Origin of the sequence: Confluentibacter citreus, from assembly GCF_002807055.1 — a bacterium.
GTDB classification, from domain to species: Bacteria; Bacteroidota; Bacteroidia; order Flavobacteriales; family Flavobacteriaceae; genus Confluentibacter; species Confluentibacter citreus.
Map to the genome: position 1 here is coordinate 1,146,191 of NZ_NIXN01000001.1, position 20,928 is coordinate 1,167,118.

Here is a 20,928-nt window from a genome sequence, read left to right on the forward strand (position 1 = left end):
ATGCCATTATTTGACGTTTATCCATTATATAATGTCACTCCAATATCTGGAAAAGATATGTACGTTTACGACGAAAAAGGAGTTGAATACTTAGACCTCTACGGAGGTCATGCCGTGATTTCTATTGGGCATTCGCATCCCAAATATGTAGAAGCTGTTATCAATCAAGTATCTAAACTTGGATTCTATTCCAATGCGATTCAAAATCCGTTACAGGTTGAATTAGCTGATAAAATAGAAACATTATCAGGTTGTAAAGGTTACGAATTGTTTTTATGCAATTCTGGTGCCGAAGCCAACGAAAATGCACTAAAATTAGCATCATTTAAAACAGGAAAAGCACGTGTTATTGCTTTTGATAATGCCTTTCACGGACGTACATCAGCAGCAGTCGCGGTAACCGATAATAAAAATATTGTAGCACCCATCAATGCGCAACAACAAGTCACTTTTTTAGCGTTAAATGATATTGAAGGCGTTAAAAGAGAATTGGAAAAAGGGGATGTTTGTGCCGTTATTGTTGAGTTTATTCAAGGTGTTGGCGGATTAGACCAAGGAACTGCCGAGTTTTTCGAACAAGTGGATGCCCTTTGTAAAGCCAATAATACCTATTTTATTGCTGATGAGGTGCAATCGGGTTACGGACGTTCAGGTAAATTCTTTGCGTTTCAGTATTACAACGTGACACCAGAAGTTATTTCCATTGCGAAAGGTATGGGGAACGGATTTCCAATCGGTGGTATTTTAATCCACCCAAGTATTGAAGCCAAGCATGGAATGTTGGGTACTACGTTTGGCGGCAATCATTTGGCGTGTGCTGCTGGATTGGCTGTTTTGAATACCATTGAAGAAGAGAAATTGATGGATAATGTTAATGTTGTTTCAGATTATTTTATTTCTGTAGCTAAATCAATTCCGCAAATAAAAACGATTAAAGGTAGAGGATTAATGATTGGTTTGGAATTCGACTTTGAAGTCGGCGACCTCAGAAAAAAGCTTATTTATGAGCATCATATTTTTACTGGTGGCGCTTCCAATAAAAAGTTAATTAGAATTTTACCACCATTAACCATTCAGACAAACCATGTTGATGATTTTTTTAATGCCCTAAAAAAGGCATTGGTCAACGTTGAAAATAAAGAACTAGAAGTTCAAGGTTAGTATAAAGTTTGTTGAAATTCAGAAGCCTAAAACTTCAAAAATTAAAAACAAAAAAAATGAATACATTATTAAACATAGAAACAAGAAATGCCGTATTACTTAAAATGGCTGAACTTTTGGAAAAAGAAAGAGCTGCTATCATTAAGATTAACAAAGCCGATTTAGAGGCTTATAAAGGTGAAGATATTTCTATGTACGATCGTTTAAAAGTAGATGATTCCAAAGTAGATGATATGATGGCCTCGGTAACGCATTTAGCATCCCAAGACGATCCTGTGGGTGTTGAGCGTTTCGCTTTCAAACATGAGAATGGTATGCAGGTTTATAATAAAACAGCCTCATTTGGAACGGTGTTGATTATTTATGAATCACGTCCGGATGTGACGGTGGAAGCTGCCGGCATTGCTTTTAAATCCGGAAATAAAATATTACTTAAAGGCGGAAAAGAGTCATTGAAATCGAATTTAAAGATTGTTGAACTGTGGCATCAGGCTTTAAAAGCAAACGATGCTTCAACCGATTGGGTAGAATATTTACAATTCGATAGAACGGAAACCCAAGCGTTTTTAGAAAAGCCGACTCAAAAAGTGGATTTAATTGTCCCTCGTGGAGGCGAAAAACTGATTGCTTTTGTGAAAGAACATGCAACCTGTCCTGTGATTATTAGTGGTCGTGGTAACAATTTTGTGTATGTGCACAAGGAAGCCGATTTACAAATAGCCATGGATGTGATTATCAATGCGAAAACCACAAAAATTTCAGCGTGTAACGCTTTGGATAAAGTGTTGATTGATAAAAATTTACCAAATAAAGAAGTGTTTGTAAAAGACCTGATTTCAAAATTAAAAGAGTCTAAAGTCGCCATTTTGGGTGATGAAATCATGTCTGAATATGACCATGTTGAAGCTATTCCTTCAAACGATATTTGGTCTGAAGAATTTTTAGATTATAAAATTGTGATTGGTGAAATTGAGTCGACTCAAGATGCTGTTGCTATGATTAATGCCTATTCTGGCGGACATTCTTCTTCCATAATTACGAAGAATGAGATTGAAGCCCAAACATTCATGGCAAATGTTGATAATGCAGCTGTATATCATAATGTGTCAACAAGGTTTACCGATGGTTTTCAATTAGGTTTAGGTGGCGAATTAGCTATCAGTACCGATAAATTACACCAAAGAGGGCCGATAGGTTTACAACATTTAGTAACCAATAAATGGTATGTTCATGGGAATGGACAAATAAGATAATGCAGAAAAAGAAAAGAATATTACTTAAAGTAGGTTCTAATACACTTACCAAAGAAACCAATAATATTTCTAGAGGTAAGATTGAGGATATGGCGAATCAAATCGCTTATTTAAAAGATAGTTGCGAATTTATTATTGTGAGTTCTGGTGCTATTGCCGCAGCAAAGCAACTTGTAAAGCTAGAGAGTAAAGGCAAGGAAATTACAGTAAAACAGGCGTTAGCATCTATCGGACAGCCCCACTTGATTCATATTTATCAAGAAATTTTTAGGGAAGCAGGGTTATTAACATCGCAGTGTTTGTTGTCTTATTCCGATTTTGAAAGAGAGCAAAGTCGGACGAACATCATGAATACCATCAATGTTTTGGTAGATAATAATTACATCCCCATTATCAATGAAAATGATACTGTGGCAACGGATGAGATTAAGTTCGGGGACAACGATAAATTAGGAGCCCTAACAGCGTCGCTTTTAGAAGTGGATTTATTTATCATTGCAACCAACACAAACGGTATTTATACCAAAGAATCTATGGAAAATGGGTCGCCAAAAACCATAGAGTTAGTGGAAGATTTTGAGGAGTTATTAAAACAAGTGGTGAGTTCGAAATCGTCTCATGGAAGTGGTGGTATGCAATCGAAGATTGAAGCGGCTGCCGTAACTAAAAAAGCAAATATAGAAACTTGGATTGTAAACGGATTGGAAGATAATTTCATGATTAATGCTTTCAATAATAAAGTACCGTTTACCAAAATAAAATAATTTACAATGAAGCATTATACCTCTATAAACGACATTGATAACATCCAATCATGGATTGAGGAAGCGAAAGCTTTAAAGGCTAATCCGTTAAAACATATAACGCTTGGTCAGCATAAAACCATTGGCTTGTTGTTTTTTAATTCCAGTTTACGCACCCGTTTAAGCACTCAAAAAGCTGCTTTAAATTTGGGCATGGATCCTATTGTGATGAATGTTTCCGGTGATGCTTGGGGCATCGAGTTTGGAGATGGTACCATCATGAACGGCAACACGGCTGAACACATCAAAGAAGCCGCAGCTGTTGTGTCCCAATATTGCAATATCATTGCGGTTAGAGCATTTCCAACGTTGACTGATAAAGCTTTGGATGAAAGTGAACAAGTTATCAATGCATTTATGAAATATGCTTCGGTGCCTATTGTGAATATGGAAAGTGCTACGGGTCACCCGCTTCAAGGTTTGACGGATGCTATTACCATTTCAGAATATGCCAATAAACCAAGACCGAAAGTCGTTTTAAGTTGGGCACCTCATGTAAAAGCCTTACCACACGCAGTCGCCAATAGTTTTGTGCAAGCGATGCAAAAAATGGACGTTGAGTTTGTGATCACCAATCCGGAAGGGTATAATTTAAATCCAGAAATAACTGCTAATACGCCAATAACCCATAATCAAAATGAAGCCTTTAAAAACGCCGATTTTATATATGTGAAAAACTGGAGTAGTTACAACGATTATGGAAAAATAATGAACACCGACCCTCATTGGATGATTACAAAAGAAAAATTAGGTGATGCAAAATTCATGCATTGTTTGCCAGTGAGACGTAACGTTATTGTTGAAGATGCCGTTTTAGATAGTGACAGTTCTATTGTAATTCAACAAGCCAATAACAGAACGTATGCCGCGCAATTGGTATTGAAAAAATTGCTTGAAAATTTATAAACGAATTGTCAGGTTGAGCGCAGTCGAAACCTATTCAAAGTTGATATAATGGAAACATTAAAAATTGTAAAAATAGGAGGAAATATTATTGAGGACGATGGCTCTTTAAAAGCATTTCTAAAGCTATTTGCTAACTTAAAAGGAAAGAAAATCTTAGTGCATGGCGGTGGAAAGCGTGCAACAAATATAGCATCGAAATTAGGTATTGAATCTAAAATGGTCAATGGCAGGCGTATTACCGATGCTGAAACTTTGGAAGTGATTACCATGGTTTATGGCGGATTGGTGAATAAGAATATCGTAGCGCAATTGCAAGCCTTGCAAGTGGATGCGATTGGTTTAACGGGTGCCGATGTGAATAGTATTTCATCAGAAAAAAGACCGGTGAAGGAAGTTGATTTTGGTTTTGTGGGCGATGTTAAAAAAGTGGCCCACAAATCCATAGATAAATTAATCCAAGCGGATTTCACTCCTGTATTTTGCGCGATTACGCATGACGGTAAAGGACAACTATTAAACACGAATGCCGATACCATTACATCGCAATTGGCTGTTGGCATGAGCGAACTTTACGAAACATCCATTTATTATTGCTTTGAGTTGAATGGTGTTTTAAAAGATATTAATGATAAAACCTCCGTCATAAAACACATCGATTCTAATACATACAATGAATTATTAGAACAAGGAATCATAGCCGATGGGATGTTGCCAAAACTTGAAAACTGTTTCGATGCTTTAAAAAATGGTGTAAAAACCATAAATATGGGAAACACCCATATGTTAACCCAAGAAAATGATAATTTTACAAGAATAACTTTATAATATGCCTATTCAACAATTAACAAACGATGCCATATCATTATTAAAACAGTTGATAGAAACGCCGTCTTTTTCATCAGAAGAAGACCAAACCGCATCGCACATTGAAGCTTGGATGCAACGCCATAACATTGATTATAAAAGAACCCAAAACAACATTTGGGCGGTCAATAAATACTTTGATGCCAGTAAGCCAAATATGTTATTGAATTCACATCACGATACCGTAAAACCCAATACGGCCTATACAAAAGACCCATTTAAAGCCATTGTTGAAGATGGGAAATTATACGGTTTGGGCAGTAATGATGCCGGTGGTTGTTTGGTGTCATTAATAGCAACATTCACCCATTTTTACAATCATACAGATTTAAAATATAATTTGATTTTGGTCGCTTCCGCGGAAGAAGAAAGCAGCGGGCCGAACGGATTAAACAGCATGTTGAAAATTATTCCAAGGATTGATGTTGCCATTGTAGGCGAACCAACCTTAATGAATTTAGCAGTTGCCGAAAAAGGTTTGGTGGTTTTTGATGCGAAAGTAAAGGGAACGGCAAGTCATGCAGCACATCCAAATGATGATAATCCCATTTATAAAATGATAGAAACCTTGCAATGGTTTAAGGATTTAAAATTTGAAAAAAGCACGAAAGCTTTGGGCGATGTGAAATTAACCGTAACACAAATTAATGCTGGAAAGCAACACAATGTCGTGCCAGCTGAAGTGGATTTGGTTATTGACGTTCGAGTAAACGATGCCTATACCAATACGGAAATTGCTGAGTTTTTACAAAAAAATGCACCATGCACCAGTATAGTTCCGCGTAGTTTACACTTAAATTCATCATCCATTCCTGTAGAACACCCATTGGTGCAAGCAGGCATTGCGTTGGGTAGAACAACTTACGGCTCACCAACATTATCAGATCAAGCGTGGTTATCATGTAAATCATTGAAATTAGGGCCTGGTGATAGTCCGCGCTCCCATTCAGCAGACGAATATATTTATCTGCATGAAATAGAAGAAGGCATTAAAATTTATGTTGAATTGTTGAATAGGGTAATTGTGTAACGTCATAACGAGGAGCAAAGCGACGTAGTTATCTCTTGATTTGAAATACTAATAAACAGATTGCTTCACTTTGTTCGCAATGACGAAATCAGAATTAACGACTAAACAAATCAACGCATAAACAAATAAACATCAAGAAATGAAACTCTGGGACAAAGGCATATCAATCGATAAAAAAATAGAGCAATTCACTGTTGGAAACGACCGGGAAATTGATGTTCATATAGCAAAGTACGATGTGATTGCATCAAGAGCTCATGCTAAAATGCTTCAAAAAATAGGCATTCTTACGACTAATGAGTTGATTGAATTATTAGGTGGTTTAAAAAAGATTGAAACGCAGATTGATAACGGCACGTTTGTTATCGAGCCACAATTTGAAGATGTACATTCTAAAATCGAGTTTGAATTAACAAAAACACTAGGTGAGGTTGGTAAAAAAATCCACACGGCACGTTCCAGAAACGATCAGGTTTTAGTGGCATTGCAGTTATATTACAAAGAAAATTTAGGTATTGTAAAACAAAAGACAGAAATCCTTTTCGAAACCCTTTTAGGTTTAGCAGATACATATAAAAATAAAGTGCTCCCAGGCTATACCCATTTGCAAGTGGCTATGCCATCATCGTTTGGGTTATGGTTTTCTGCCTATGCAGAGGTCTTAATTGACGATGTCTATTTACTAAACGCCGCCTTAAAAACCGTCGACCAAAATCCGTTGGGTTCTGCTGCTGGTTATGGTAGTTCATTTCCAATAGATAGAGAATTCACAACTAAAGAAATGGATTTTGCCACCCTTAAATACAACGTCGTTGCGGCTCAAATGAGCAGAGGAAAAAGTGAACGTACCATTGCGGCCAGTTTAGGCAGTTTGTGTAATACGATGGGTCGTTTCGCCATGGATGTGTGTTTGTATATGAGTCAGAATTTCGGATTTATTTCTTTTCCAGACGCATTAACAACGGGTAGTAGCATCATGCCACATAAAAAAAATCCAGATGTGTTTGAATTAATCAGGGGAAAATGCAATAAAATACAGGCTTTACAAACCGAAATGCTTTTAATAACCAATAATTTACCAAGTGGTTATCATAGGGATTTTCAGTTGCTAAAAGAAAACATGATTGCCGCTTTTGAAGACGTCAAAGATATTTTGGATATATTCAATTACTCCATTCAACAGATTATCGTGAAAGATATTAATGTTCACAGCGATTTGTATAAATATTTATTCACAGTCGACAATATCAATACCTTAGTTGTTGAAGGACAAAGTTTTAGGGAAGCTTATCAAAAAATTGGCGGTCAAGTACAAGATGGCACCTATAAACCAGACACTTCTAAAAAACATACACATGTTGGGAGTATTCACAATTTGTGTTTAGATAAGATTCGGGCAAAGTTTCCTAAATAGGTTTTTACTATTGATTTATGAAAATGAAGATTGATAAGTTCGTCATTGCCATTATCATAGTAATAGGCATTGCTTATCTTTTTCCGCAATGGGGCGTGGCAGGAAGTCCAGTGCCTCTTGATACGATTAGCAGTATCGGAATTTCATTAATTTTCTTTTTTTACGGACTTAAACTAAGTCCGGAGAAATTAAAAGCAGGACTTAAAAACTGGAAATTGCATATTTTGGTTCAAGTCTCTACCTTTTTAATTTTTCCACTGCTCGTTTTGGTTTTTCATTCATTTTTACAAACCGAAGAGCAACACACCATGTGGTTGGGGTTCTTTTTTTTAGCCGCATTGCCATCAACGGTATCTTCCTCAGTGGTTATGGTGTCTATGGCTAAAGGAAACATACCAGCCGCCATTTTTAATGCCAGTATTTCTGGAATTATTGGTATTGCTCTAACGCCGTTATGGATGGGATTGTTTGTAAATCAGGCACAAACGGATTTCGATTTTACCGAAATATACACAAAACTCATTTTACAAATTATTTTGCCCGTTGTTTTAGGAATCATGTTGCAACGTTTTCTAGGAGCTTTTGCTCTGAAAAACAGTGCTAAACTGACCTTGTTTGATAAGACCATCATCTTACTAATCATTTACAAGAGTTTTGCCGAATCGTTTGAAGAGAACATATTTAGTTCAGTTTCTATTTTAGATTTGTTATCAATCTTTATAGGTGTCATATTATTATTTCTCATAGCCTTTTTCTTGACTGGTTTTGTGGCCAAAAAGTTAGATTTCAATAAAGAAGACCAAATCACTGCGCAGTTTTGTGGCACCAAAAAATCCTTGGTACACGGCACCGTTTTTTCTAAAATATTGTTTGGAAATATGGCTTTCATTGGAATCATTCTGTTACCACTTATGCTATTTCATGCTATTCAAATATTGATTATTAGTGTGATTGCTTCAAAATTGGCGAGACGACAATATCCATAAAGCAAACTTCAATGGAATTTATCCAAGATTTCTTATCTTGAACACGTTTAAAACAGAATATCATTCTTTTTTAGACTCCAACTACTAAAATAATTATATGTATAAATTGATTTCCTCTCGAGTTTTTGGTTTGATTCTATTGTTATGTTTTACCATTCAAATATCTTGTAAATCATCAACAACTCAAGATGAAACTCCAAGGGAACGCATTTCCATAAATGACGGTTGGAAGTTTATGAAATACGCCTCTTTACAAGACGCAGATGATCTGTTTTATGATGTTCGTCCAGAAGTGGGGAATGCAAATGATGCAAAAGATGCCGATACTCCTGCAACAGAAGCTGAAAAATTGGAGGCTTCTAAAAAAGCATTAAAGCCATATATTTTACCAACGGCTAATCCGTTTATAAAGGATGTATCTAAGCATCATAAACGTCCAGAAGGACATCCGGGAAACGATTTCCCATTTGTTCAAACAGCATTTGATGATACTACTTGGGAGGAAGTAAACTTACCACACGATTGGGCGATAAAAGGGCCGTTTCAGGAAGGTTCGAATGCTGAAGTCGGTGGTGGCATGGGACGTTTGCCTAGTAATGGTATTGCTTGGTACAGAAGAAAAATTGATGTTACGGAAGCAGATAAAAACAAATCCATTTATTTGGATATTGACGGCGCCATGTCGTATGCCATCGTTTGGTTAAATGGGAACTTGGTAGGCGGATGGCCTTACGGATATAATTCATTCCAATTGGATTTAACGCCCTACATTAATTTTGAAGGCGAGAATCAATTGGCGATACGATTGGACAACCCCAATCACTCCGCACGTTGGTATCCCGGTGGTGGCATCTATCGTAATGTGTGGTTGACCAAAACCAATAAAGTGCATGTGTCCCATTGGGGAACGACGGTTATAACTTCAAATGTTTCCAAAGAATCTGCACATGTTGATTTTGATGTTACGGTTGAAAATAATTCTGATTCAGATTCAGAGATTGAAACCATCACAAAAATTTACACATTCGGGAACGATAATGTCGGAGCAAATGTCGCCACGATTGAAAAGACTACAACTAAAATTTCAGCAGGAAATAGTGAAACCATAAAGGGTTCGGTAACTATAGAAAATCCGCAACTTTGGGGGCCTCCACCAACACAAACGCCAAACCTATATAAAGCAATCAGTTCTATTTTTATTAAAGACGTTTTAATAGATGAATATGAAACAATATTTGGTATTAAGGATATTCAGCTAGACCCAAATCAAGGCATATTGGTAAATGGCGAATTAATAAAAATACAAGGTGTTAATGAGCATCACGATTTGGGTGCTATTGGCGCGGCATTTAATGTGCGAGCAGCTGAGCGTAAATTAGAAATTTTACGGAAAATGGGCGTGAATGCTATTAGAATGTCACATAATCCGCCTGCTCCAGAATTATTAGAACTCACCGATAAAATGGGTTTTTTGGTCATTGATGAAGTGTTCGATTCTTGGGAACGGAAGAAAACACCCCATGATTTTCATTTGATTTTTCCAGATTGGCATGAAGCTGACATTAGAGCGATGGTACGCAGGGATAAAAACCATCCTTCCATTATAATGTGGAGTTACGGCAATGAAGTTGGTGAGCAATATACTGACGAGGAAGGGGCAGCGATAGGGAAAAGGTTGTCTGATATCGTGAAAGAAGAAGACCCAACCAGACCTACTACCAGTGCGATGAATTGGGCAAAATCTGATATGCCTTTTTCAAACGCCATGGATGTGATAAGCTTTAACTATCAAGGAGAAGGCATTCGTCAAGACCCTATTTTTGATAACGTTACCGATAGAATTAAAACAATACCACAATACGAACCGTATCACAAAAAGTTTCCAAACAAAGTGATTCTTAGTAGCGAAACGGCCTCGGCTGCCAGTAGTCGTGGTGTGTATTTGTTCCCAGTATCAGATTTAATAAGTTCACCCATTCGCGATGGCATGGGCGGTGATTCTAAAATAAAACAAGTGAGTGCTTATGAGCTGTATGCTGTTGATTTTGGATCTAGTGCCGATAAGGTTTTTGCGTCGTTAGACAAGCATCCCTATTCCGCTGGAGAGTTTGTGTGGACGGGGTTTGATTACCTAGGCGAACCAACGCCTTATTATGATGCCAGAAGTTCTTATAACGGCATTATTGATTTAGCTGGATTCCCCAAAGACCGTTTTTATTTGTACCAATCGAGATGGCGACCAGATTTACCAATGGTTCATATATTGCCCCATTGGAATTGGCCAGAACGTATTGGCAAAATCACTCCCGTGCATGTATTTACATCGGGTGATGAAGTTGAATTGTTTCTTAACGGAAAATCGCTAGGAAAAAAGAAAAAGGGTGCCTATGAATACCGTTTGCGTTGGGATGATGTGATGTATCAACCTGGAGAATTAAAAGCTGTTGCTTATAAAAACGGAAAAGTTTGGGCAGAGAAAACCGTAAAAACGACTGAGGAAGCTTCTAAATTAATGGCAAAGGCAGATAGAACTACGATTGATGCCGATGGTAAAGATCTATCGTTTATAACCATTGAAGTAAATGATAAAAATGGATTGATAGTTCCAACCGCTAATAATTCAATAGAATTTGAAATAGAAGGACCTGGAGATATTTTAGCGACAGATAACGGCGATGCATCTGACTTAACAGCATTTGGTTCAAAAAAGCGTAACGCTTTTAACGGACTGGCTTTGGTTATTGTGCGGTCTAAAAAAGGAGAAACGGGTAACATAAAAATCACCGCCAAATCTAATGGTTTAGAAACAGCTATTGTTGAAATTAAAGCATTTACGCCATAAGTGTAAAATCACCAGAAAAAAATGAGTACTCTATTAAAAATAAAACAATCGCCATTACACGGAAAAGGTGTTTTTGCAACGCGAAACATTACAAGAGGTGAACTATTAGTTACGAGTCACATGGTATTGGTTCACGTAAATGAAAACTTGCCGGAGGTTTTGGCAACCCTTCAATTTCCCTGGACAGAGGAATATGACGCCATTTGCATAAGTGATGCGGGGAGTTTTTTTAATCATAGTAGTCAGCCAAATGCCAAAGTTGACGAGCGTGATTTTGAAAACCTAATTCAAACATTTGTGGCTAAAACGGATATTGTAAAGGGAACTGAAATTACAATTTACTATAATGATGCTTTTGAAGATTTTGTTAATAATTTCTAAACTCTTGGTTAAACTTTAAGGCTTGTAAAATCTGATTCTTCATTGAGATGGCAAAACTGTTTTTTAAAGGAATAAGCCATTATTTATAATATTTGTAAAATAAAAAAAGCGCACTTCTAAAAGTGCGCTTCAAAGATCCCAATAATTATAATTTGGTGACTAACTCAAATAATTAAATAATTGTGGATTGTCCTAAATGAATGTTGGTAAAGTTAAGATTGGTTTCGTCAGGATTATTAATAAAATCCTCTATGAAGTCCCCAACCTTGATTGTGGTGATATGTTGGTATTTAGTATTTAAATCTGGTGTGGTAATATGAAGCTTTAATGATTTATCAACGCCTTCCCTTACTATAGAAGCTTCATCATATAATTCAAAATGATCTAATAACATGGCTGCCGATAAAATAGCTGCAATGGGGTTTGCAATGCCTTGGTTAGAGGCTTTGTTGTAAGCACCGTGAATGGGTTGGAACATGGCTTTTTTGTCGCTAAAAGATGCCGAAGCCAATAAACCAATAGAGCCTACAATGACGCCAGCAAGTTCCGATAGAATATCACCAAACATGTTTTCGGTTAAAATAACATCAAACTGTCTGGGGTTAATGGCCAATTCCATAGCCGCTTTATCGATATACATATAACTAACCGCAACATCTGGATAGTGAGGTGCCATCTCTTGAATGACTTTACGCCATAATTTGGAGCTTGCCAAAACATTGGCTTTGTCAACCAAGGTTAATTTGCGTTTTCTTTTTTGTGCGGCTATAAATGCTAAATGTGCAATGCGTTCTATTTGAAAACGCGTATACTGACAAGTGTCTGTAGCCGTGTTGCCATCGTCACTAAAAATTTTATCACCAAAATAAATACCGCCAGTAAGTTCTCGGTAAATAAGAATATCGGTGTCCTTAATTTGTTTCTTTTTTAAAGACGACTTGTCTAAAATATCTTCATAAGCGATGACGGGTCTCACATCCGCATATAAATCGAATGTTTTGCGCAAACCCAACAGACCTTGTTCAGGTCTTATTTTCGCCATAGGATCCATATCGTATACCGCATTCCCAATGGCACCAAATAGAATGGCATCTGCTTTTTCGCAAAGCGCAATCGTTTCTTGTGGTAAGGCAACGCCTGTTTTTTCTATGGCAGAGGCACCAACCACTCCGTAATCAAAAGTAAAAATATGATTGAATTCCATAGCAATAGCTTTCAAGACCTTAACGGCTTGTGCTGTAACTTCTGGACCAATACCATCGCCTGGTAAAACGGCAATATTTAACTTCATATACTAAACTTTTTTTTCATTCTCGCGAAATCGAATGATTCATGAATTCATTATTATAAAATATTAAATAATGAATAAGGCGAGAATCTCTAAGACGAAATCTCGTTGTAAACTTTACTTTTTTCTATAATTTGATGAATGTCATCATCATCCACTTGTTTCTTAGTATCGGCAAAGTCTAAAAAGCTAGTATAGATTTCATCTAACTGTAGCTTAGTTAATTCGTAGCCTATATTTTTTGCTCTGTATGCCAAAGCCGCTCTACCGCTCCTAGCAGTAAGTACAATAGCCGATTCAGTTACGCCTACATCTTTAGGGTCTATAATTTCGTAAGTTTCACGTTGTTTTATAACCCCATCTTGATGAATACCAGAACTGTGCGCAAAGGCATTAGCACCTACTATCGCTTTGTTTGGCTGCGTGTAAATACCCATGCTGTCAGATACTAATTGACTGATGCCATAAAGCATTTCTGTTTTAATTCTAGTATCTAAATTAAGGTATGGATGTTGTTTTAAAATCATCACCACTTCTTCTAAAGCCGTATTTCCAGCACGTTCACCAATACCATTAATGGTACATTCAATTTGTCTGGCACCGTTAATAACGCCTTCAATGGAATTGGCCGTAGCCAAACCTAAATCATTATGGCAATGGCAAGACAAAATAGCTTTATCTATACCTTTTACATTTTCCTTTAGGTATTTAATTTTGGCACCGTATTCACTTGGTAAACAATATCCTGTGGTATCTGGAATGTTTAAAACGGTAGCGCCAGCTTTAATAACAGCTTCACACACACGAGCTAAATAGTCGTTATCAGTTCTACCAGCATCTTCCGCATAAAACTCTACATCCTCAACAAAAGATTTGGCATAACTAACGGCTCTTACGGCACGTTCAATAATGTCTTCTCTATTAGAGTTGAATTTGAATTTTATGTGAGAGTCCGATGTACCAATACCCGTATGTATTCTTGCGCGTTTAGCATATTTTAATGCTTCGGCAGCTACTTTTATATCATTTTCAACAGCACGCGTTAATCCGCAAACTGTAGCATTTTTTATTATTTTTGAAATGGCTTCAACCGATTTAAAATCGCCTGGGCTAGACACAGGGAAACCAGCTTCAATAACATCTACTCCTAAAATATCAAGTTGTTCTGCAATAATAAGTTTCTGTTCTGTGTTTAATTTACAGCCAGGAACTTGCTCACCATCACGAAGGGTAGTATCAAAAATTTGAACGTTGTTATTCGACATTTATTAAAATATATTTTCGTATTCTTACTACGAATTTATATTTTGGTTTGTCAAAATCAGTATTCATCAGCTAACTTTTACGATGTTTAACACTTGTATAATTGATTTAACTATTTGTATATCATATATTTAATATTGTTTTTACAACTATGACAAAGGAGCAAAAAGATAATTTGTTTGTACTAATAAAATCGTTATCTAAATCAGAGAAGAGGCAGTTTAAGCTATATGTGGGGCGTTTAGGCGTCAATGAAGACTCCAAATTTTTAACACTTTTCGACATTCTTGAAAAACTATCGGTTTATGATGAATTGGCCATATTAAAGAAAGGGATTGTAAAAAAGCAACAATTATCAAATCTTAAGGCGCATTTATACAAACAGATTTTAATAAGTTTGAGGTTGAATCCGTCGCATCAAGATATCAGGATTCAAATTCGTGAGCAATTGGATTTTGCTACGATTCTATATCATAAAGGGTTATATAAGCAAAGTCTAAAAATTTTAGAAAAAGCCAAATCAATGGCAATTTCACATGAAGAAAAAAATGTGGCTTACGAAATTGTTGAACTTGAAAAAGTTATAGAATCCCAATACATTACCAGAAGTTTAAGCACTCGAGCCGATGAGCTTTCCATACAAGCCAAAGAATTAAGTCAGCAAAATGTGCTGGCAAGTAAATTATCTAATTTATCCCTTCAATTATATGGTCTTTTCTTAAAAACAGGCTATGTTAAAAATGATAAGGAAACAAAGCGTATCGTAAAATATTTTGAAGCTAGAATGCCAAAATATGATATTAACGAACTTGGTTTTAGGGAAAAACTATGGCTTTACAAAGCCTATTTATGGTATAGTTTTTTAACACACGATTTTTTGGCATGTTATAAATATGCCACCAAATGGGTCAATCTGTTTTATGAAAATAAGGACATGATTATTTTAAATCCCGTATTCTTTTTACGGGGGAATCATTATTTGCTTGAAGCCTTATTTTATTTAAGACATTATGAAAAGTTTAAAGAATCCCTTATCAGGTTGGAAACTATCACTAAAGAAACGTGGTTTCCGGTAGATGATAATTTGGAAGGTTTAGGATTTTTATACATTTATAATAATAGGTTTAACCTACATTTTATGGAAGGTACTTTTGAAGAAGGATTACCTTTAATTGATGAGGTTGTATTTAAATTAAAAGATTTTCACGACCGAATAGACGAGCACCATATTATGGTATTTTATTATAAAATTGCCAGTATGTACTTTGGTGCGGGAGAAAACAAAAAATGCATCTATTATTTAGAAAAAATAATTGCCAACAAGTCATTGCAAATGCGGGAGGATTTATTGTGTTTTACTCGAATATTGAATTTGGTAGCACATTATGAATCTGGCTTAGATTACCATTTAGACGTACTTATAAAAAGCACTTATAAATTCTTAATTAAAATGGAAGATTTATATGAAGTGCAAAAGGAGTTTATTAAATTTTTAAGAGGTTTGGGCGATATTTATCCGCATGAAGTTAGAAACGAATTCATCAAGCTCCATAAAAAACTAAAAGAATTTGAGGATGACCCATATCAAAGCAGAGCGTTTCTATATTTGGATATTATCTCGTGGTTGGAATCCAAAATACAGAATAGACCAATAGGACTTGTTATTAGAAATAAATTCCATGATAATTTGGGAAAACATAAAAGTCATTAAAAAAATTTATTGAAAAAATTAGGATTTTAAATTTTTCTGACTGAATATTTGCATTCACAAAGTTCAAAAACGTATTGAAATGTTATCAAGAAAGGCGGAGGGATTAGACCCTGTGAAGCCTTAGCAACCCTTTACCTGTAAAGAAGGTGCTAAATTCTACCCACTTCTGAATCATTTTTCGGAATTAATGGATAGATAACCAAACGAAATTGCTCACTGTAATTTCCTATTTCTTTTTAACATTTTTCTATTAAGTACATCAAATTTGATGCATTTGACTTTTGGTTCGTTTAATTATTAACTAAAAAATTAGAAAAATGAGTACATTAAAATTAGCAACTAACGCATTACATGCTGGGCATGATGTAAAGGCAAACGCAGGAACTAGAGCGGTTCCAATCTATCAAACAACATCGTATGTTTTTAATAATTCCGATCATGCGGCGAATCTGTTTTCGTTAAAGGAATTAGGATTTATTTACACCAGACTTAACAACCCAACAAACCAAATTCTGCAAGAGCGTTTAGCGGCTGTGGAAGGTGGTATTGGAGCTGTGGTTTTTGCTTCGGGAACGGCAGCGATTTCAACAGGTTTGTTAACCTTGTTAAAAGCGGGCGACCATATTGTAGCGTCAAGCAGTTTATATGGTGGTACGTATAATTTATTAAAAGTAACCTTACCACGATTGGGCATTACTACCACGTTTGTTGATGCTGACAATCCAGATAATTTTAAACATGCAGTTCAGGATAATACCAGAGCTTTTTTTGTGGAATCATTAGGAAATCCGAAATTAGATGTATTGGATTTAGAAGCGATTGCTGTACATTCAAAAGCAGCAGGCGTACCGTTTATTGTAGATAATACAGTAGCATCTCCAGTTTTATTGAATCCTATAAAACATGGAGCAAACATTGTAATTCATTCATTAACCAAGTACATTGGCGGCCAGGGAACATCTTTAGGCGGTGCTATCATTGATGCTGGGACTTTTGATTGGTCTAACGGAAAATTCCCGGAATTCACGCAACCTTCAGCTGGGTATCATGGTTTGGTATATCATGAAGCCTTGGGTGCTGCGGCATATACGTTCAAATTGATTTTGGAAGGCTTACGGGATTTTGGTGGTGCTTTAAGTCCGTTTAATGCCTTTCAAATCATTCAAGGCTTGGAAACATTACCAGTTAGAATAAAACAACACAGCGAAAATGCTTTGGAGCTAGCCAAATGGTTAGAACAGCAAGATGAAGTCGCTTGGGTAAATTATCCGGGATTGGCTTCGAGTAAATATAAAGCGTTGTCAGATAAATATTTACCAAAAGGACAAAGTGGAATTGTTACCTTTGGGGCAAAAGGGGGCTATGAGGCTGCTAAAGCCATTGTAGATAATTCGAAATTATTTTCATTATTGGCTAATATCGGTGATACAAAATCATTAATCATCCATCCAGCAAGTACAACGCATCAACAATTAACCGAAGCTGAGCAAGCATCGGCTGGAGCTCCAGGAGATTTAATCCGTTTGTCTGTTGGTCTTGAAGATATAGACGATTTAAAAGCGGATTTAACAGAAGCTTTTAAAACCATTAAATAATTTTTCAGTTGAAAGAATCATTGCAACATATCATCATCACAGATTATATTACAGAAAACAACGTGCCTATTTCTGAAATCAAATTAAGCTATCAGCTATTTGGTAAAGATTTAGGTACGGCACCTGTGGTATTGGTCAATCATGCCTTAACAGGAAATAGTAACGTTGCTGGAGAAAATGGGTGGTGGACCGATTTGGTGGGCGATGATAAAGTCATCGATACCAAACTCTACACCGTTCTGGCATTTAATATTCCAGGCAATGGGTTTGATGGTTTTGTGATTGAAAACTATAAGGATTTTGTAGCTAGGGATATCGCCAAATTATTTTTAATTGGTTTAAAAGAACTCAAAGTAGATAAACTTTTTGCATTAATTGGCGGCTCATTAGGTGGTGGTATTGCTTGGGAAATGGCTGTTTTAAATCCAGATATTACCGAGAATTTAATACCTGTGGCAACCGACTGGAAATCGACCGATTGGTTAATTGCCAATTGCCAGATTCAAGAGCAGTTTTTATTGAATTCCAGAAATCCTGTGCACGATGCCAGAATGCACGCCATGTTATGTTACAGAACACCAGAATCTTTTAACGCACGTTTCCACCGTTCTAAAAATGAGGAGTTGGAAATTTTTAATGTAGAAAGTTGGTTGTTGCACCACGGGAAAAAATTGCAGGAACGTTTTCAGTTGTCTGCATATAAATTAATGAACCAGCTTTTAAAAACCATTGATGTTACTAAAAACAGACCAAACGATTTTAATGTTTTGGAAAGCATTCATGGGAATATTTACATTATAGGCGTGGATTCCGATTTGTTTTTTACGGCTGAAGAAAACAGGCAAACCCACAAACAATTGGCGTTGACAAACCCCAATGTCACTTATAATGAGATTAATTCAGTGCACGGACATGATGCATTTTTAATGGAATACGAGCAATTAGAAAAAATAATAGAAGGCATATTTGTGCCAAATTCTAAAAAGAGACGCATGAAAGTATTAAAGTTTGGAGGCAAATCGTTGGCAAATGGCGAAGGGTTAAATACCGTTATTTCAATCATTGAAAATAAAGTGAAAGAAGGCGAAAAAATAACGGTGGTAGTTTCTGCCAGAAGTTCTGCTACAGATGATTTAGAAAACTTATTAAATAAGGCATCTAAAGGCCATCCGTATAAAGAAGTGTTGCAGGTTTTTAAAGATTATCAAACGGAACCTTTAAAGGATATTGATTTTTCTAAAGAATTCTCCATTTTAGATAAATTGTTTGAAGGCGTCAGCTTATTAGGTGACTACAGTAATAAAACCAAAGATGAAATTTTAGCGCAAGGCGAATTGCTTTCCGTGAAACTTATTTCCGCTTTGCTTAATAAAAAAGGTATCAAAGCGTCGGCAGTTGATTCAAGAGAACTCATTAAAACCGATGGATCTTTTGGGAATGCGCAACCAATTGTGCAATTATCGAAAGAGAACGTTAAGACCTTTTATAAAAACAGCGGTAAAGATGTTGTGAATATTGTGACAGGATTCATTGCTTCAAACGCTAAAAACGAAACCACAACCTTGGGTAGAAACGGCAGTAATTATACGGCTGCTTTGTTGGCTAATTATTTAGATGCAGAAGAATTGCAAAATTACACGCATGTCAATGGTATTTATACGGCTAACCCAGATTTAGTTGAAGATGCTAAAAAAATCAGGGAATTATCATTTAGTGAAGCCAATGAATTAGCCAACTTTGGAACTACTGTTTTACACGCCAAAACCATCATTCCGTTGGTTGAAAAAAACATCAACCTTCGTATTTTAAATACCTTTAATCCAGATGATGAAGGGACGTTGATTACAGCGAAACCAAATTCTAAAGAAGTCACCTCATTATCGGTTTTAGATAATGTATCTTTATTGAATTTAGAAGGACGCGGCTTATTAGGAAAAAGTGGTGTAGATGCCCGGATTTTTGGAGCATTGGCAAATCATAATATTAGTGTCAGTATCATTTCACAAGGATCATCAGAAAGAGGAATTGGTTTGGTTATTAATTCTGACCAAGCAACCCAAGCGGTTATCGCTTTAGAGCGTGAGTTTGAAAACGATTTTTATTCCCAAGATGTCAATAAAATTGGTGTGGTTGATGATGTGTCGGTGCTTTCTATTATTGGTATTGAATTAAGTTCATTCCATAAACCGTTCAATGCGCTTATAAAAAACCAAATAACACCGTTGTTATTCAATAATACGGTGACTGGTAAAAATGTGAGTTTGGTTGTTAAAAAGGACCAACTTCATAAAGCTATGAACGTCATTCATGGTGAGATTTTCGGAATTTCAAAGAAAATAAATATCGCCATTTTTGGACATGGTGGCGTTGGTGGGGCTCTAATAAATCAGATTTTAAAATCTAAGGATGATATTGAAAAACGAAAAGTCATCAACTTGAATGTATTTGCTATTGCGAATTCCAAGAAACTGCTTTTAAATAAAAGAGGGGTGGATTTGAATTGGAAAGATGTGATTAAATCCGCATCGTTAGAAAATTCCATTCAAGATATCATTGCGTTTGCAAACACGCATCATTTGGAAAATTTAATCGCCGTAGATAATACAGCAAGTCCTCATTTTTATAAAAATTACATCCCGTTGATTGAAGCTGGTTTCGACTTGGTGTCATCAAACAAAATTGCCAATACCATTTCACATCAGTTTTACACAGATTTACGTGTAAAATTAAAAGAAAACAATAAGCAGTATTTATACGAAACCACCGTTGGCGCTGGTTTACCATTGATAGATACCATTAAATTATTACACGAATCCGGTGAAAATATTACCAGAATACGAGGTGTGTTCTCAGGGACTTTAAGTTATTTATTCAATAATTTCTCGGTGCAGGACAAACCGTTTAGTGTGATTGTTCAAGAAACGATTGATAAAGGATTTACCGAACCAGATCCAAGGGAAGATTTCTCTGGAAATGATGTCGCTAGAAAATTATTGATTTTAGCAAGGGAGTTGGATTTGCAAAACGAGTTTGAAGATGTATCAGTTCAAAATTTAATTCCAGAAGCATACAGAGATATTTCGGTACCCGAATTTTTAAAGCAGTTGCATGTGTTGGATGATGAATTTCAGAAGATAAAAGAAAATCAAAAACCAGGTTATGTATTGCGATATGTAGGTGATTTGTCGGGCGATTTATCAAAAGATAAAGGCAATTTAGAAGTCAAATTAGTGTCCATTCCAGGAGATAGCACGCTTGGACAAATTAAAGGAAGTGATGCCATTTTTGAAATATTTACAGAATCGTATGGCGAACAACCCATCGTTATCCAAGGCGCAGGTGCAGGGGCTCAAGTGACTGCCAGAGGCGTTTTCGGAGATATTTTAAGATTATCAAAACATATAAACTAGTTTGTCATTCCTGCGAAGGCA

Annotated in this window: 15 protein-coding genes and 1 riboswitch; of the genes, 13 read left to right on the forward strand and 2 right to left on the reverse strand. The window is 36.1% G+C overall.

From position 1 onward, the window contains the following. The 10 genes from CDH49_RS05015 (at window position 1) to CDH49_RS05060 (ending at window position 11,640) form a co-directional block, all read left to right on the forward strand. Complete coding sequence (locus tag CDH49_RS05015; RefSeq protein ID WP_100614500.1) at window positions 1-1,161, forward strand: aspartate aminotransferase family protein; 1,161 nt, start codon at window positions 1-3, stop codon at window positions 1,159-1,161. 56 nt (window positions 1,162-1,217) lie between these two features. Further along, window positions 1,218-2,414 (forward strand): glutamate-5-semialdehyde dehydrogenase, encoded by a 1,197-nt coding sequence (locus tag CDH49_RS05020; RefSeq protein ID WP_100614501.1) that lies wholly within the window; start codon window positions 1,218-1,220, stop codon window positions 2,412-2,414. Continuing rightward, complete coding sequence (proB, locus tag CDH49_RS05025) at window positions 2,414-3,178, forward strand: glutamate 5-kinase (RefSeq protein ID WP_100614502.1); 765 nt, start codon at window positions 2,414-2,416, stop codon at window positions 3,176-3,178. The genes CDH49_RS05020 and proB overlap by 1 nt, the downstream gene beginning before the upstream one ends. Before the next feature lie 6 nt (window positions 3,179-3,184). Further along, window positions 3,185-4,123 carry an N-acetylornithine carbamoyltransferase gene (locus CDH49_RS05030; protein ID WP_100614277.1) on the forward strand — a complete coding sequence of 313 codons (939 nt, stop codon included), beginning with the start codon at window positions 3,185-3,187 and terminating at the stop codon, window positions 4,121-4,123. 48 nt (window positions 4,124-4,171) lie between these two features. Then, window positions 4,172-4,948 (forward strand): acetylglutamate kinase, encoded by a 777-nt coding sequence (gene argB / locus CDH49_RS05035; protein WP_100614278.1) that lies wholly within the window; start codon window positions 4,172-4,174, stop codon window positions 4,946-4,948. 1 nt (window position 4,949) lies between these two features. After that, window positions 4,950-6,017, forward strand: a complete 1,068-nt coding sequence (locus CDH49_RS05040; RefSeq protein WP_100614279.1) for a M20 family metallo-hydrolase — start codon at window positions 4,950-4,952, stop codon at window positions 6,015-6,017. Window positions 6,018-6,156: 139 nt separating this feature from the next. Further along, window positions 6,157-7,431, forward strand: coding sequence for an argininosuccinate lyase (gene argH / locus CDH49_RS05045; RefSeq protein WP_100614280.1), 1,275 nt, complete (start codon window positions 6,157-6,159; stop codon window positions 7,429-7,431). A 17-nt stretch (window positions 7,432-7,448) separates the two neighbouring features. Continuing rightward, a complete protein-coding gene (locus tag CDH49_RS05050; protein WP_100614281.1) occupies window positions 7,449-8,417 on the forward strand; it encodes a bile acid:sodium symporter family protein in 969 nt (322 codons plus the stop codon). Between the two features lie 97 nt (window positions 8,418-8,514). After that, window positions 8,515-11,259 carry a beta-galactosidase GalB gene (gene galB, locus CDH49_RS05055; protein ID WP_100614282.1) on the forward strand — a complete coding sequence of 915 codons (2,745 nt, stop codon included), beginning with the start codon at window positions 8,515-8,517 and terminating at the stop codon, window positions 11,257-11,259. A gap of 21 nt (window positions 11,260-11,280) precedes the next feature. Then, the gene (locus CDH49_RS05060; protein WP_100614283.1) at window positions 11,281-11,640 is read left to right on the forward strand and encodes an SET domain-containing protein; all 360 of its coding nucleotides are present in this window, start codon (window positions 11,281-11,283) and stop codon (window positions 11,638-11,640) included. Between the two features lie 172 nt (window positions 11,641-11,812). Here the strand turns inward: CDH49_RS05060 and leuB are convergent, their stop codons facing one another. Together leuB and CDH49_RS05070 are read right to left on the reverse strand one after the other, a co-directional pair. After that, window positions 11,813-12,931: a 3-isopropylmalate dehydrogenase gene (gene leuB, locus CDH49_RS05065; RefSeq protein ID WP_100614284.1), complete on the reverse strand. Its 1,119-nt coding sequence runs from the start codon at window positions 12,929-12,931 to the stop codon at window positions 11,813-11,815. Window positions 12,932-13,020: 89 nt separating this feature from the next. Further along, window positions 13,021-14,193, reverse strand: a complete 1,173-nt coding sequence (locus CDH49_RS05070) for a 2-isopropylmalate synthase (protein ID WP_100614285.1) — start codon at window positions 14,191-14,193, stop codon at window positions 13,021-13,023. A gap of 149 nt (window positions 14,194-14,342) precedes the next feature. On the opposite strand from CDH49_RS05070, the gene CDH49_RS05075 reads away from it, so the two are divergent. From CDH49_RS05075 to thrA, 3 genes are all read left to right on the forward strand, one after another. Further along, the gene (locus CDH49_RS05075; protein WP_100614286.1) at window positions 14,343-15,902 is read left to right on the forward strand and encodes a hypothetical protein; all 1,560 of its coding nucleotides are present in this window, start codon (window positions 14,343-14,345) and stop codon (window positions 15,900-15,902) included. Window positions 15,903-15,981: 79 nt separating this feature from the next. Continuing rightward, window positions 15,982-16,104: riboswitch (SAM riboswitch) on the forward strand. Between the two features lie 115 nt (window positions 16,105-16,219). Beyond that, window positions 16,220-17,497, forward strand: coding sequence for an O-acetylhomoserine aminocarboxypropyltransferase/cysteine synthase family protein (locus CDH49_RS05080; RefSeq protein ID WP_100614287.1), 1,278 nt, complete (start codon window positions 16,220-16,222; stop codon window positions 17,495-17,497). An 8-nt stretch (window positions 17,498-17,505) separates the two neighbouring features. Then, window positions 17,506-20,907, forward strand: coding sequence for a bifunctional aspartate kinase/homoserine dehydrogenase I (gene thrA, locus CDH49_RS05085; RefSeq protein WP_100614288.1), 3,402 nt, complete (start codon window positions 17,506-17,508; stop codon window positions 20,905-20,907). The last annotated feature ends 21 nt before the right edge of the window (window positions 20,908-20,928 follow it).

Coding starts and splice junctions, on each gene's coding strand:
- CDH49_RS05015 (WP_100614500.1), top strand. CDS start 1: ATGCCATTATTTGACGTTTATCCATTATATAATGTCACTCCAATATCT.
- CDH49_RS05020 (WP_100614501.1), top strand. CDS start 1,218: ATGAATACATTATTAAACATAGAAACAAGAAATGCCGTATTACTTAAA.
- proB (WP_100614502.1), top strand. CDS start 2,414: ATGCAGAAAAAGAAAAGAATATTACTTAAAGTAGGTTCTAATACACTT.
- CDH49_RS05030 (WP_100614277.1), top strand. CDS start 3,185: ATGAAGCATTATACCTCTATAAACGACATTGATAACATCCAATCATGG.
- argB (WP_100614278.1), top strand. CDS start 4,172: ATGGAAACATTAAAAATTGTAAAAATAGGAGGAAATATTATTGAGGAC.
- CDH49_RS05040 (WP_100614279.1), top strand. CDS start 4,950: ATGCCTATTCAACAATTAACAAACGATGCCATATCATTATTAAAACAG.
- argH (WP_100614280.1), top strand. CDS start 6,157: ATGAAACTCTGGGACAAAGGCATATCAATCGATAAAAAAATAGAGCAA.
- CDH49_RS05050 (WP_100614281.1), top strand. CDS start 7,449: ATGAAAATGAAGATTGATAAGTTCGTCATTGCCATTATCATAGTAATA.
- galB (WP_100614282.1), top strand. CDS start 8,515: ATGTATAAATTGATTTCCTCTCGAGTTTTTGGTTTGATTCTATTGTTA.
- CDH49_RS05060 (WP_100614283.1), top strand. CDS start 11,281: ATGAGTACTCTATTAAAAATAAAACAATCGCCATTACACGGAAAAGGT.
- leuB (WP_100614284.1), bottom strand. CDS start 12,931: ATGAAGTTAAATATTGCCGTTTTACCAGGCGATGGTATTGGTCCAGAA.
- CDH49_RS05070 (WP_100614285.1), bottom strand. CDS start 14,193: ATGTCGAATAACAACGTTCAAATTTTTGATACTACCCTTCGTGATGGT.
- CDH49_RS05075 (WP_100614286.1), top strand. CDS start 14,343: ATGACAAAGGAGCAAAAAGATAATTTGTTTGTACTAATAAAATCGTTA.
- CDH49_RS05080 (WP_100614287.1), top strand. CDS start 16,220: ATGAGTACATTAAAATTAGCAACTAACGCATTACATGCTGGGCATGAT.